The organism is Streptomyces sp. NPDC086077, assembly GCF_040686175.1.
GTDB lineage: Bacteria > Actinomycetota > Actinomycetes > Streptomycetales > Streptomycetaceae > Streptomyces.
The window spans coordinates 1-13,290 of the sequence record NZ_JBFBJT010000173.1 but is presented as its reverse complement, the minus strand read 5'-3'; the positions used below and the strand labels follow the sequence as shown (position 1 = coordinate 13,290).

Here is a 13,290-nt window from a genome sequence, read left to right as displayed (position 1 = left end):
AGGGCGCCGAGCAGCAACAGTGCCGCGGGGACCATCATGGGAACACCCTATGAGCGGGGGGCTACTCAGAGGTAGGACTGATCGGTCAAGTGACGCAGGACACGCGTTCGCTCACAGGGCGAGGAGCATCGCGACCATGGCGATGCCCATGGAAAGGCGGCAGGCCTGCGCCAGTTCGGGCCGGTCGCCCCATCCGGCGGGGCGTGGGCCACCCGCCGCGGCCGGTACCGGGATCAGCCGGGCTCCGCTCAGCAGGACGTACCCGGCGAAGTACAGCAGGAGCGCGCCGGTGACCGCCGGAAGGCCGGAGCCGCCGTGGGCATGGCCGTCGGCGGCGCCCGGGGAGATGGCCATCACCCACGCCATGTAGACCATCGCCGCGGCGCCCACCAGGTGGTGCAGGTGGTGTCTGCCGGTGCGCGCCACCCACAGGGCGCGCAGGGCCGCCGCGCCGAAGACGGCCGCGTACACGGGCCAGGCCCACTGCGGTGGGCTGTACACCGCCGCCGGTACGGCCATCGCGGCCATGCCGAACCCCATCAGCGCCTCGTCGCCCGCGGTACGGCGCTGCTCCTCGACACCGCTGCGCAGGCGCAGCAGACAGTAGGCCCCGGTCGCCGCGCACAGCGCGACCAGCAGCCAGCCCGACGCGGTCGGTCCGTGCACCCGCACCTCCCCGCTCGACGGTCGGTCAAGGGTTGCTCGATGGATAGATGTGCCCGTTTCGTGCGGCGCGCACGCGAGCGCAAGGGTGTACGCGGGGGCGTTCGGCGGAGCGTATTCACCCTGCCGTGACGTCCTAGGGGTAGTAGTTCACGAGTAAAACACCGCGCGAACGCCGCGTCCGGCGAGTGGTTGGCAGCGTGCCATGCCCCAGGAGCGGGTCGTCCACGCAGAGCAGGCAGGACACCGTACGCTCGCGGCGACGGTACGACGCCAGGGGCTGCTCCTGGACCGGGGCGCGCGCAAGACGACGGAGGACGCACAGCCATGACGGGGACGAACGGGCTGGGGGCCGACGGGGGAGAAGCGGCGGGCACGGAGGGGCAGCGGGCCGAGGGCGAGGCGGGGAGAGCCGGCGGAGCTGAGGGTGTCAGCGGCCACGCCGGCGAGATCGGCGACGACCGTCCGACCGGCGGTACGAGCCTTACCGGCGAACCCGGACACGTCCCCGGTGCCTCGGGACACACATCCGACGGTCTCGGACGCCGTGACACCGTCGCCGCCGTCGTCCACCAGTGGCAGACCGTGCACCCCGATCTCGACACCGGCCCCATGGAGATCATCGGCCGGGTCGCCCGCTGCGCCGCCCTGCTTCAGCAGGCCGAGGACGCCCCGTCGCGGCGGGCCGGGCTCAGCCGGCCGGAGTTCGATCTGCTCGCCGCGCTGCGCCGCACCGGGCATGAGCTGACCCCCAGCGAACTGGCCCGTGAGACCTTCTCCTCCGGCGCCGCCGTCACCAAACGCCTCAAGCAGCTCACCGGACGCGCCCTGGTCGAGCGGCGGGGCGACGACCGTGACCGCCGCGTCGCCCACGTCCGCCTCACCGACGCCGGACGCGCCCTCGTCGACGCCGTCCTGCCCGAGCAGCTCGCCTACGAGGGCGCCGTACTGTCCGGACTGGACGCGCCGCAGCAGGCGGAACTGGCCGCCTTGCTGGGGGAGTTGCTCGGACAGCTGGAAGGCCGCCTCGGCGCGTTGCGGAGCTGACTCCCGTCGGCTGGCGCGGCGGGGCCGTGCCTGTGGCTCCTCGGCCCCCCGCAGCCCCGCCGTCTTCTCAGCCCACGTCATCCGCGCGGTAGACACCGAAGACCGCGCCCTGCGGGTCGCGCAGCACCGCGATCCGGGGACCGTCCGGCACGGAGGTGGGCTCCATCAGGGCCGTGCCGCCCGCCCCGGTCGCCGTCGCGGTGGCGGCGTCGACGTCGGCCACCGCGAAGTACGGCAGCCAGTGCGGCGGAACCTCGTGCGGGAACTTGTCGTCCATGGCCATCATGCCCCCGAAGTCCTGGCCGGCGAGGCCCCACTGCGTGTAGTGCTCGGAGGCGCTCACGGTCCACCCGAAGACGGTCGTGTAGAAGTCGCGCGCGCGGGCGGGTTCCCGGGTGAGCAGCTCCACCCAGCCCAAGGCGCCGGGCGCGTTGAACACCCCGGCGCCCTCGAAGGCCCGGGGCTGCCACAGCGTGAAGACGGCACCGGACGGGTCGGAGGCCACCGCGAAGCGGCCCATGTCGAACACGTCCACCGGGCTCATCGGCACCGTCCCGCCGGCCGCCGTCACCTGTCCCGCGGTCTCGTCGGCGTCCCGGACCGCGAACGACACCGACCACGCGACCGGCTGCCCCTCCTGGTACAGCGGCGTCAGCGCCGCCACCGGCGCGTCCCCCAGGTGCGCGACGGTGTAGCCGCCCGCCTCCTGACGCGGGTCCGTCTCGGACCGCCAGTCGAACAGCTCGGCGTAGAACCGCTTGGCCTCCGCGATGTCGCTCGTGCCCAGCTCGGCCCAGCAGGGGCCGCCGACCACCGGCTTGTGGAGTTTCATCCGACGTCCTTCCGCAGCGGGAACCCCGACCAGCACGCTAGCCCCGGCCACCGGCGGTGGCCATCCGGCGGCCTCCTCGCACCCGCCCGGCGCAGGAGGTGTCAGATGCCCGGCCGGTACCGGATGGGATGGTCGGCCGGCACCTCCACCAGCACGATCGGCACGCCGTCCGGATCCGCGATCCACATCTCCACCAGCCCCCAGGGTTCGCGGACCGGCGGCCGTACGATCTCCACGCCCCTGGCGCGCAGCTCGTCGTGCGCGGCGCAGACGTCCTCGACCTGGAGCCAGAGCCGTACCGCCGGGGACGGCGGGCTCTCGGAGCGGCCGGACAGTTCCAGGTGGCCGCCGCCGAGGAAGTAGACGGTCCCGCGGTCCGGCCCGGTGCCGAACTCGCGGTAGACGGCGAGACCCAGCTGCTCGCCGTAGAAGGCACGGGAGCGCTCGGGGTCGGTGGGACGCAGCAGGATCCGTCCGCTCAGCACATGCACCATGCACCCGGAGCCTAGTGGCAGCGTTACTCTCGTCCGTGCCCGAGCCGCGCCGGAGAATTCGGAGAGACACCTCATGGAGAGCGCCGCCCACGGACTGACCTTCCGCGATGCCACCGACGCCGACGTGGACACGCTGGTCGCTCTGATCGAGTCGGCCTACCGGGGCGACTCCAGCCGGGTCGGATGGACCACCGAGGCGGACATCCTCCAGGGACAGCGGACCGACCCGCAGGGCGTGCTGACCGTGATCAAGGCGCCGGACAGCAGGCTGCTGACCGTGGAGCGGGACGGCACCGTCGTCGCCTGCTGTCAGCTCGAACGCCGTGACGGTCACGCCTACTTCGGCATGTTCGCCGTCAGCCCCGCCCTCCAGGGCTCCGGCCTCGGCAAGGTGATCATCGCGGAGGCGGAGCGGCAGGTCCGTGAGCACTGGGGCACCACCGATATGCACATGACCGTGATCTCCGTGCGTGAGGACCTCATCGCCTGGTACGAGCGCCGCGGCTACCGCCGTACGGGCCGGATGACCCCGTTCCCGTACGGCGACGAGCGCTACGGCATCCCGCAGCGCGACGACTTGCGGTTCGAGCTGCTGGTCAAGGAGCTCTTGTAGCCCCTACGCCGTGAACCGGCCGGTGCGTTTGATCTCCGGGTGGTCGGTCGTCGCGCCGTCCAGCTCCAGCGCCCGTACGAGACGCAGGTGCTCCTGCGTGTTCACCACCCAGCCGATGATCCGCAGGCCCGCCCCGCGCGCGTGCTCCACGATCTCCAGCGTGAGCCGGCGGATGTTCAGGCAGACGGTCGCCGCACCGGCGTCGACGGCACGCTCCACGACGTCGGTGCCGTACCGGCCGGCGATCAGCGCGGTGCGTACGCCGGGCACCAGCCGGCCGATCTCGGCGACCGCCTCCGCGTGGAACGAGGACACCTCGACCCGGCCGGTCAGGTCGCGCCGGCGCATGATTTCGGCCAGGGCACGTGCCGCGTGCACGTCCTTGATCTCGGCCTGGAGCGGCGCCCGCACCGCGTCGAGGACCTCTTCGAACACCGGGATCCGCTCACCCCGGCCCGCGTCCAGGGTGCGCAGCTCGGCGAGGGTCTTCTCGGCGATCGGGCCCGAGCCGTCCGTCGTACGGTCCACGTCGGTGTCGTGCATCACGACGAGGGCGCCGTCCTTGCTCAGATGGAGGTCGAGCTCGATCGCGTCGAGGCCGGCCTCCTGAGCCGCGACGAAGGACCGGAGGGTGTTCTCGGGTTCGACACCCATGACTCCGCGGTGACCGATGGTGAGGAAGTTCAAGGTCCGACTCGCTTCCGTCGACGGCGGCGGTGGAGGCCTCGCGGCCCCACCTGGAAGGTATCGCCTGAGCCGTTCTGGGCAGAGGGGGACGACGGGACCATGTGTCCTTCGCCGTCGCCGTGTCCGACAGGAAAAATTGCGGTGACGGCAGGGGTGTCACAGAATAATCTCCCGAGCTGCCCCTTGCTGGGTGAAACTCGGTGTGTATACGGTCTCCTTACGCGAGGTTCTCCCGTGAAGGATGGGACATGACGGAAATTCTTGTGCAGGTGGGTACGGAGGAGCAGCTTCCTCCTGTGGTCAGGGTGGTGGAGCACCCGGCATGGCCCGTGCTCAAGGATGCCGTGGAGCAGATCCGGCCATGGCAGTCCAAGGACGGATCGATCGACTTCGAGGCCGGGAACGCCCCCGAGGTGGCTCAGGCCGAGCTGACCGTACGACGGGTCGTCGGCGCCGTCGAGGAGCTCTCCCCGCTCCTGCCGCACGACGCCGCCTACCACGCGGCCCTCGTGCGAGACCTGCGCCGCTGGGCCGACGAGGGCTTCGAGGTGCCCGACTTCCTGGACTCGCTGCTCGCCTTCCAGCCCGCCGCGAACCGCCAGGACGGCCTGCAGCACCTGGTCGTGTTCCCCATGTACACGCAGAACGGCAACCCCGACCGCAACCTCGAAGCGGTCGTGCTGCGCATGGTCTGGCCGGAGTGGCTGGCCGAGCTGGAGCGCACCCGATACGACAACCCGCTGTTCTGCGGCATCACCTTCGAGGACTTCACGGCCGGGTACGACACGAACTCCGCCGTCCTCTTCCCCGAGACCATCGCCGTGCGCCAGGCCCCGGAGCGCTTCTCCTGGGGCGGCATCTTCTGCGACCGCGAGGCCGCACGCTTCCGCCGGGTCACCGACGCCGCCGTGGACCTCCTCGGTCTCGAGCTGCCCGACGACATCGCCGCCCTGGTCCACGACCAGAAGCGCTGCGAGGAGGCATTCGTCCTCTGGGACATGGTCCACGACCGCACCCACAGCCACGGTGACCTGCCGTTCGACCCATTCATGATCAAGCAGCGCCAGCCGTTCTGGATGTACGGGCTGGAGGAGCTGCGCTGCGACCTCACCGCGTTCAAGGAGGCCGTGAAGCTGTCCGGTGAGGGCGTCCCGCAGGCCCGTGACGTGCAGTACGCGGTGCTGTTCGACCGTATGTTCCGCTTCCCGGTCACCGGCGAGCGGGTGCGCAACTACGACGGCCTCGGCGGTCAGTTGCTCTTCGCCTACCTGCACAAGCACGACGTCGTCCGCTGGATCGACAACAAGCTGTCGATCGACTGGGAGCGCGCTCCGCGGGTCACCAACCAGCTGTGCGCCGAGATCGAGACGCTCTACCGGGACGGCATCGACCGCCCCAAGCTCGTGCACTGGTTCGCGGGGTACGAGCTGGTCTCGACCTACCTCGCCCCGCACCCCGGCTCCAAGTGGGCCAAGGGCCCGGACGCCCTGGACCTGACCCTGCCGCCGCGCAAGCTCGTCGATGACGTGCTTCCGGACGAGTTTCCGCTGAGCATGTTCTATGAGGCGCTGTCCAAGAAGCTCAAGAACGTGATTGCCTCGACCAAGGGCATCACGGCGGACCCCGCCGAGCGGGTCGCCGCGTGAGCGACCGCACCACCAACGCTGCTCAGGAGGCGAGGACCATGCAGAACGGAGCTCTCAGCGGTGCGGTGATCGCGGTGGCCGGCGCGGGCGGACCCGCCGGCCGGGCGACGCTGCAGAGGCTGGCCGACGCGGGCGCGATCGTCGTCGCCTCCGACAACGATCCGGAGCGGCTCGCCGAGGCCGTGGACGCGGCCAGCTACGCGCACGGCGGTGCCACCGTCGTCGGCGACACGGTCGACCTGCTCGACCGGCAGGCGGCACAGGACTGGGCCGACCGCATCGAGAAGGACTTCGGGCGCGTCGACGGCCTGGTCCATCTCGTCGGCGGCTGGCGCGGCAGCGAGACCTTCACCAAGACCCGGCTCGACGACTGGGACCTGCTGGAGCTGCTGCTCATCCGCACCGTGCAGCACACCTCACTCGCCTTCCACGAGGGACTGCAGCGCAGTGACCGCGGCCGGTACCTCCTGATCAGCGCCGCCGGCGCCAGCAAGCCCACCGCGGGCAACGCCGCGTACGCCGCGGCCAAGGCCGCCGCCGAGGCGTGGACCCTGGCCATGGCCGACTACTTCGCCAAGGCCGGGGGCGAGCACGGGCCGAACGCCGCGGCTGCGATCCTGGTGGTGAAGGCACTGGTGCACGAGGCCATGCGCGCCGACCGCCCCAACGCGAAGTTCGCGGGCTTCACCGACGTCGACGACCTCGCGCAGGCCATCGTGGGCGTCTGGGACAAGCCCGCCGCCGAAGTGAACGGACAACGTCTGTGGCTGACCGAGAAGCCGTGAACCCTCCGAAGACCGACGCGCGTCGCCATCACGACCCGGAGGTCCGCGGTTTCGCCAGTGACAACTATGCCGGGGTCCACCCGGAGGTGCTCGCCGCCCTGGCCGTGGCCAACGGCGGGCACCAGGTCGCGTACGGCGAGGACGCGTACACCGAGAACCTGCAGCGCCTCGTCCGCAGCCACTTCGGCGGCACGGCGGAGGCGTTCCCGGTGTTCAACGGCACCGGTGCCAACGTCGTCGCCCTGCAGGCGGTCACCGACCGCTGGGGCGCGGTGATCTGCGCCGAGAGCGCGCACATCAACGTCGACGAGGGTGGCGCCCCCGAGCGGATGGGCGGCCTGAAGCTGCTCACCGTGCCCACTCCGGACGGCAAGCTCACTCCCGAGCTGATCGACCGGCAGGCCTGGGGCTGGGAGGACGAGCACCGCGCGATGCCGCAGGTCGTCTCCATAACCCAGGCCACCGAACTGGGCACGGTCTACACGCCGGACGAGATCCGCGCGATCTGCGAACACGCCCACGCGCACGGGATGAAGGTTCACCTGGACGGCTCGCGCATCGCCAACGCGGCCGCCTCGCTGGACGTCCCGATGCGGACCTTCACCAACGCGGCCGGCGTCGACATCCTCTCCCTCGGCGGCACCAAGAACGGTGCCCTGTTCGGCGAGGCGGTCGTGGTGATCAACCAGGACGCCGTCAGCCACATGAAGCATCTGCGCAAGCTGTCCATGCAGCTGGCCTCCAAGATGCGCTTCGTTTCGGTGCAGTTGGAGGCCCTGCTCGCCAGGGACCTGTGGCTGCGCAACGCCCGCCACTCCAACGAGATGGCCCAGCGGCTCGCGGAGGGCGTCCGGGCCGTGCACGGGGTCGAGGTGCTCTACCCGGTGCAGGCCAACGCGGTCTTCGCGCGGCTGCCGCACGACGTGAGCGAGCGCCTCCAGAAGCGGTTCCGCTTCTACTTCTGGGACGAGGCCGCCGGTGACGTGCGCTGGATGTGCGCGTTCGACACGACGGAGGACGACGTGGACGCGTTCGTCGCGGCGGTCAAGGAGGAGATGGCGCGGTAGACCGTCCGGCACACGCGTCTGCATAGGCATGCGGTCACTCGAAAAAGCCATTGGTGCTCGGGTGGCCGCCGGACTCGCATGACTATGCGCGGACCGCGTTCGAGTTCGTGCGCGACACGATCACCCACTCCCAGGACTTCGACGATCCCCGCGTCACCTGGCGCGCCTCCGACGTGCTGGAGCAGGGCACGGGCATCTGCCACGCCAAGGCCCACGCGCTGGCCGCGCTGCTGCGAGCCGAGGGCATCCCGACCGCCCTGTGCTACCGGAAGAAGTCCAATGAGCTGGACCATCCGGTCCTGTATGCTGCACCACATCCGGCGGTGCTCGCGGCGCTCATGGCCGCGCCCGACCGGCCGAACCTCCGGCAGCACCTCCCCCACCGCACTCTGAGGCAAGGCGCACCATGACTCTCACGCTGACCGTGTCCGACGAGGTGCGCGCGCTCGCGCCCGGCTTCACCCACGTCGCCGTCGAGGCGCACGGACTCGTGAACGGGCCCAGCACCGAAGGCAGCGCCGCACTCCTCGACGACGCGGCCCGTCGTCTCGTCGAACGCCTGGACGGGCGCGCCCCGCACGAGGATCCGCACATGGCCGCCTGGCGCGAGGTCTACACGGCATTCGGTTCGAAGCCGTCGCGCACCCGCAACTCGGCGGAGGCGCTGGCCAGGAGGGCCCTCACGGACGCCGGTCTGCCACGGATCAACGTCCTGGTCGACGTCTACAACGCCATCAGCGTCGCCCATCTGATCCCGGTCGGCGGTGAGGACATCGACCGTATCCAGGGCGGGATGCGGCTCGTGCGGGCCACCGGCGACGAGGACTTCGTGACCGTCACCGGCGGCGTGGAGGCGGTAGAGCGTCCCGACGCCGGCGAGGTGGTGTGGCGCGACGACGTGGGCGTGACCTGCCGCCGCTGGAACTGGCGCCAGGGCCCGCGCACCCGGCTCACCGAGGCGACCGTCTCGGGCGTCTTCCTGCTGGAGGCCATGGCGCCGATGCCGGTCGCCGAGGCCGAGCGGGCGGCCGCCGAACTCGCGGGGCTGCTGGAGAAGTTCAGCCCCGGCGCCCGCATCACGGTGCACACCCCCGAGCCGACGGGCTGAGCCGCCGGCCCGTCGGCGTTCAGCGAGCCTCAGCCTCGCGGACCTGCTCCGGGGTCGGGGCCGTGCCCCCGAGGTGGGCGGGGAGCCACCAGTTGTCGTCCGTGCCGCGGGGGCGGCCCGGGTAGGAGCGCTGGGCGACGTCCAACAGGTCCTGCACCCGCTCGCGCAGGCGGCGCGTGAGCGCCCCCGCGTACTGGTCGCGAGGGGCGTGGACAGCCTCGCCCACCCGGATCGTGACCGGGATGTGGCTGCGCTTGAAGTTGCGCGGGTGGCCCTTGGTCCACAGCCGCTGCGTGCCCCACAGGGCCATCGGGATCAGCGGGACGCCCGCCTCCTGAGCCATCCGCGCCGCACCCGACTTGAAGCTCTTCAGGGTGAACGACGGCGAGATGGTGGCCTCCGGGAACACCCCGACGATCTCACCGGAACGCAGCGAGTCCAACGCGTGCTGGTAGGCCGCCTCACCCTGCTTGCGGTCCACGGGGATGTGCCGCATGCCGCGCATCAGCGGACCGGAGATCCGGTGCCGGAACACGGACTCCTTCGCCATGAAACGCACCAGGCGTTTCTGCGGGAGCGCGGCCAGGCCGCTGAAGACGAAGTCCAGATAGCTGATGTGATTGCTCACCAGCACAGCGCCGCCCGAGCGCGGGATGTTCTCCGACCCCTTGCAGTCGATCTTCAGGTCCCAGACCTTGAACAGGGTCTGTGCGAGGCCGACGACGGGGCGGTAGACGAGTTCTGCCATGGGCGGGGTGGACCCCTTCCTGCTCTGCCTGGGGAGGTACTCCCCGCCAGAAAGTTACGTAGCCGTAGGTTTACGGCATCTCGCAGATGGTGCCCCAAGAACGGTCGGGGAGCCAGCCCCCGTGCCCTACCGACGCGAGATCCTCGTCACGTCGGCGTACATTTCCACCTCGTGCTTTTACGCGGGCTTTACTCCACTCGTACGGTCATCTGCAGGGCGAGCAGGGACATCTCGCGTAGCACGCAGAACCCCGGCTCCCGGGCCGGTCCAGGGATCCGCGACGAATACGCCGCCGGGAGGCGGGAATCTTTCCGGTCTCGTGCACGCTTGTGCTGGGCATGACGGGAGTTCGGACGGGCCGGGTGGTGTGCGCGCGTGGGTGACGAGTACGAAGCGATCGGCGAGGGCGGCGCCAGGCGGCTCGGCGTTGCCGAACTGGGTGCCGAACTCGGTGAACGCGCCACGCTGGTGCAGTTCTCCAGCGCCTTCTGTGCCCCCTGCCGGGCGACCCGGCGCATTCTCGGCGAGGTGGCCGGCCTGGTTCCCGGTGTCACCCACGTCGAGATCGACGCCGAGGCCCGGTTGCGGCTCGTACGGGCGCTCGACATCGACAGGACCCCGACCGTGCTCGTGCTGGACGCGGACGGGCGCATCGTGCGCCGGGCCGCCGGACAGCCGCGCAAGGCCGATGTGATCGTCGCGCTGGGGCAGGCGGTCCGCGCCGGGGTGTCCGAGTCCTGATTCCCGGATCCCGGATCGGCGGCCGAACTTGACTGTGCGCACCATCTATCGTCAGCTTGACCCTATGCCTTCGGAAGTCCTTCTCTTCGGCCGGGTCCACCTCGACCTCGTTCGCACCGCGAGCGCGCGCTGTCCGGGATGCTGAACAACCCCGGATCCGCTCGTCGTCGCCCGCAGAAGGTCACCTCCATGACGGCCACCCCCGGCCTCGCCACCTCCGTCTCCCCGGACACCGCCGCTCCCGACCTGTTCCGTGCCGTCTTCCGGCGGCACGCGGCCGGCGTGGCGGTGATCACAGCGCGGGGCACCACCGGCCCGGTCGGCTTCACCGCCACCTCCCTCACCTCGGTCTCCGCCGAACCGCCGCTGCTCTCCTTCGGGATAGGCACCGGATCCTCCAGCTGGGCGGCGATCTCGGGGGCCGGTCATGTCGCCGTGCACATACTCGGCGAGCACCAGCAGGAGCTGGCGGCCACCTTCGCCCGCAGCGGCGCCGACCGCTTCGCGGCGCCCACGGCCTGGCGCGACGGCCCCGAGGGCGTTCCCTTGCTCGACGGGGTGCTGGCCTGGATGGTGTGCCAGGTGCACGCGCGCGTGCCCGCGGGTGATCACCGTCTCGTGCTCGCCGAGGTCGTCGGCGGCGACCCGGCCGGCGAGGGCCGGCCACTCCTCTACCACCAGGGACGCTTCACCGCGTTGCGCGACTGAGCGGCCTGCGGACCCGTCCAGTTCCGGTTACGCTGCGTTGCGAAGGTCACAGTTCAAAGCGCTTGCTTAGTGGGCATGAACTGGATGTACTGGCGAGTAATATCTCGTTCGGAGCGCGAGTCGCCCCGACCGGGATCCGCCGCTAGGGGCGCCTATGCTGCCTGCAAGAAGGCAGCCAGAAATTGACCGATTGCAGTAGGAGAGCCGGCGTGAGCTTGAGGATCGTTGTCACTGTGAAGTACGTGCCCGACGCCACTGGCGACCGGCACTTCGCCGATGACCTGACCGTCGACCGTGACGACGTGGACGGTCTGCTCTCCGAACTGGACGAGTACGCGGTCGAGCAGGCGCTGCAGATCGCGGAGGACGCCGACGACGCCGAGGTGACGGTGCTGACGGTGGGTCCGGAGGACGCCAAGGACGCGCTGCGCAAGGCGCTTTCGATGGGTGCCGACAAGGCGATCCACGTCGAGGACGACGACCTGCACGGCACGGATGCCATCGGCACGTCGCTGGTGCTGGCGAAGGCGGTCGAGAAGGCGGGCTACGACCTGGTCATCTCCGGCATGGCCTCCACGGACGGCACCATGGGCGTCGTTCCCGCGCTGCTCGCCGAGCGCCTCGGTGTGCCGCAGGTGACGCTGCTGTCCGAGGTCTCCGTCGCGGACGGCACGGTCAAGGGCCGCCGTGACGGCGACGCCGCCTCCGAGCAGTTGGAGGCGCAGCTTCCGGCGGTGGTCTCCGTGACCGACCAGTCGGGCGAGGCGCGTTACCCCTCCTTCAAGGGCATCATGGCCGCGAAGAAGAAGCCGGTCGAGTCCTGGGACCTGTCGGATCTGGACCTGGAGGCCGAGGAGGTCGGCCTGGAGGGTGCGTACACCACGGTCGACGCGGCTGCCGAGCGTCCGGCCCGTACGGCCGGCACGATCGTCAAGGACGAGGGCGAGGGCGGCAAGCAGCTCGCCGAGTTCCTCGCGAGCCAGAAGTTCATCTGAGCTCCGAGCTCGACTTCGCTGACCGCCCCTCACACTTCGCAAGCAGGAGAGAAGAAGTCCCATGGCTGAAGTTCTCGTCTACGTCGACCACGTGGACGGCGCCGTCCGCAAGCCCACCCTGGAGCTGCTGACGCTGGCCCGTCGCATCGGCGAGCCCGTCGCCGTCGCCCTCGGCAACGGCGCCGCCGACACCGCCGCCACGCTCGCCGAGCACGGCGCGGTGAAGGTGCTGACCCACGACGCCGCCGAGTACGCCGACTACCTGGTCGTCCCGAAGGTGGACGCCCTGCAGGCCGCCCACGAGGCCGTCTCCCCGGCCGCCGTGCTGGTGCCGTCCTCCGCCGAGGGCAAGGAGATCGCCGCCCGTCTGGCGCTGCGCATCGGCTCCGGCATCATCACCGACGCCGTCGACCTGGAGGCGGGCGACGAGGGTCCGGTGGCCACGCAGTCGGTGTTCGCCGCGTCCTTCTCGACCAAGTCCCGTGTCAGCAAGGGCACCCCGGTCATCACGGTCAAGCCGAACAGCGCCGCCGTCGAGGCCGCGCCCGCCGCCGGTGCGGTCGAGGCGCTGTCGGTGTCCTTCTCCGAGCAGGCCACCGGCACCAAGGTGACCGGGCGCACGCCGCGTGAGTCGACGGGCCGTCCGGAGCTGACCGAGGCCGCCATCGTGGTCTCCGGCGGCCGCGGCGTCGGTGGCGCGGACAACTTCGCGCTCATCGAGGCGCTCGCCGACTCGCTCGGTGCGGCCGTCGGCGCCTCGCGCGCCGCGGTGGACGCGGGCTGGTACCCGCACACCAACCAGGTCGGCCAGACCGGCAAGTCGGTCTCGCCGCAGCTGTACATCGCGTCCGGCATCTCGGGTGCGATCCAGCACCGTGCCGGTATGCAGACCTCGAAGACGATCGTGGCCGTCAACAAGGACGCCGAGGCCCCGATCTTCGAGCTGGTCGACTACGGCGTCGTCGGCGACCTGTTCGACGTCGTCCCGCAGCTCACCGAGGAGATCAAGACCCGCAAGGGCTGACCTTCCGCAGGCTGTACGAGGCCCCCGTGACCGTCGCCCTTGAGTTCTAGCGGTCGTCGCAACACCCCAGCTCAAGGGGTGCGATGTTCGAGATCCGCAAGACACGGACGGTGGCCCAGGGCCGCAGGAAGC

Annotated in this window: 15 protein-coding genes and 1 pseudogene; 11 read left to right on the top strand and 5 right to left on the bottom strand. The window is 70.6% G+C overall.

Going from position 1 to position 13,290, the window contains the following annotated elements; translation table 11 throughout:
* Nucleotides 1-111 precede the first annotated feature (111 nt).
* Nucleotides 112-666: a DUF5134 domain-containing protein gene (locus AB0O67_RS32460; RefSeq protein ID WP_365457996.1), complete on the bottom strand. Its 555-nt coding sequence runs from the start codon at nt 664-666 to the stop codon at nt 112-114.
* Between the two features lie 582 nt (nt 667-1,248).
* Here AB0O67_RS32460 and AB0O67_RS32455 point away from each other — a divergent pair.
* Nucleotides 1,249-1,710, top strand: a complete 462-nt coding sequence (locus AB0O67_RS32455) for a MarR family transcriptional regulator (protein ID WP_365457999.1) — start codon at nt 1,249-1,251, stop codon at nt 1,708-1,710.
* A gap of 67 nt (nt 1,711-1,777) precedes the next feature.
* Here the strand turns inward: AB0O67_RS32455 and AB0O67_RS32450 are convergent, their stop codons facing one another.
* On the bottom strand, nt 1,778-2,542 hold the full coding sequence (locus tag AB0O67_RS32450; RefSeq protein WP_365457993.1) for a VOC family protein: 765 nt from the start codon (nt 2,540-2,542) through the stop codon (nt 1,778-1,780).
* A 101-nt stretch (nt 2,543-2,643) separates the two neighbouring features.
* The gene (locus tag AB0O67_RS32445; RefSeq protein WP_365457990.1) at nt 2,644-3,036 is read right to left on the bottom strand and encodes a VOC family protein; all 393 of its coding nucleotides are present in this window, start codon (nt 3,034-3,036) and stop codon (nt 2,644-2,646) included.
* A gap of 73 nt (nt 3,037-3,109) precedes the next feature.
* Here AB0O67_RS32445 and AB0O67_RS32440 point away from each other — a divergent pair, with 73 nt between their 5' ends.
* A complete protein-coding gene (locus tag AB0O67_RS32440; RefSeq protein ID WP_365457987.1) occupies nt 3,110-3,649 on the top strand; it encodes a GNAT family N-acetyltransferase in 540 nt (179 codons plus the stop codon).
* A gap of 3 nt (nt 3,650-3,652) precedes the next feature.
* Here AB0O67_RS32440 and AB0O67_RS32435 read toward each other — a convergent pair whose 3' ends face one another.
* Nucleotides 3,653-4,336 carry a glycerophosphodiester phosphodiesterase family protein gene (locus AB0O67_RS32435; protein WP_365457984.1) on the bottom strand — a complete coding sequence of 228 codons (684 nt, stop codon included), beginning with the start codon at nt 4,334-4,336 and terminating at the stop codon, nt 3,653-3,655.
* Between the two features lie 248 nt (nt 4,337-4,584).
* On the opposite strand from AB0O67_RS32435, the gene AB0O67_RS32430 reads away from it, so the two are divergent.
* From AB0O67_RS32430 to AB0O67_RS32410, 5 genes and pseudogenes are all read left to right on the top strand, one after another.
* Entirely contained in the window at nt 4,585-5,982 is a 1,398-nt protein-coding gene (locus tag AB0O67_RS32430) for a DUF6421 family protein (protein ID WP_365457981.1), read from the top strand.
* 38 nt (nt 5,983-6,020) lie between these two features.
* On the top strand, nt 6,021-6,767 hold the full coding sequence (locus tag AB0O67_RS32425) for an SDR family NAD(P)-dependent oxidoreductase (RefSeq protein WP_365457978.1): 747 nt from the start codon (nt 6,021-6,023) through the stop codon (nt 6,765-6,767).
* Nucleotides 6,764-7,834, top strand: a complete 1,071-nt coding sequence (locus AB0O67_RS32420) for a low specificity L-threonine aldolase (RefSeq protein WP_365457975.1) — start codon at nt 6,764-6,766, stop codon at nt 7,832-7,834. Before AB0O67_RS32425 ends, AB0O67_RS32420 begins: the two co-directional genes overlap by 4 nt.
* A gap of 71 nt (nt 7,835-7,905) precedes the next feature.
* A pseudogene (locus AB0O67_RS32415) lies at nt 7,906-8,244 on the top strand (transglutaminase domain-containing protein); the annotation flags it as partial.
* Nucleotides 8,241-8,942, top strand: coding sequence for a phenylalanine--tRNA ligase beta subunit-related protein (locus AB0O67_RS32410; protein WP_365457972.1), 702 nt, complete (start codon nt 8,241-8,243; stop codon nt 8,940-8,942). The pseudogene AB0O67_RS32415 and the gene AB0O67_RS32410, both read left to right, overlap by 4 nt.
* Nucleotides 8,943-8,961: 19 nt before the next feature.
* On the opposite strand, the gene AB0O67_RS32405 is transcribed toward AB0O67_RS32410, so the two are convergent.
* A complete protein-coding gene (locus tag AB0O67_RS32405; RefSeq protein WP_365457969.1) occupies nt 8,962-9,690 on the bottom strand; it encodes a lysophospholipid acyltransferase family protein in 729 nt (242 codons plus the stop codon).
* A gap of 375 nt (nt 9,691-10,065) precedes the next feature.
* Here AB0O67_RS32405 and AB0O67_RS32400 point away from each other — a divergent pair, with 375 nt between their 5' ends.
* The 4 genes from AB0O67_RS32400 to AB0O67_RS32385 all read left to right on the top strand — a co-directional run bounded on the left by AB0O67_RS32400 (nt 10,066) and on the right by AB0O67_RS32385 (nt 13,158).
* A complete protein-coding gene (locus AB0O67_RS32400) occupies nt 10,066-10,431 on the top strand; it encodes a thioredoxin family protein (protein WP_365457966.1) in 366 nt (121 codons plus the stop codon).
* 189 nt (nt 10,432-10,620) lie between these two features.
* The gene (locus tag AB0O67_RS32395) at nt 10,621-11,139 is read left to right on the top strand and encodes a flavin reductase family protein (RefSeq protein ID WP_365457963.1); all 519 of its coding nucleotides are present in this window, start codon (nt 10,621-10,623) and stop codon (nt 11,137-11,139) included.
* Nucleotides 11,140-11,348: 209 nt separating this feature from the next.
* Nucleotides 11,349-12,134, top strand: a complete 786-nt coding sequence (locus AB0O67_RS32390; RefSeq protein ID WP_365457960.1) for an electron transfer flavoprotein subunit beta/FixA family protein — start codon at nt 11,349-11,351, stop codon at nt 12,132-12,134.
* Nucleotides 12,135-12,195: 61 nt separating this feature from the next.
* The gene (locus AB0O67_RS32385) at nt 12,196-13,158 is read left to right on the top strand and encodes an electron transfer flavoprotein subunit alpha/FixB family protein (RefSeq protein ID WP_365457957.1); all 963 of its coding nucleotides are present in this window, start codon (nt 12,196-12,198) and stop codon (nt 13,156-13,158) included.
* Nucleotides 13,159-13,290 lie beyond the last annotated feature (132 nt).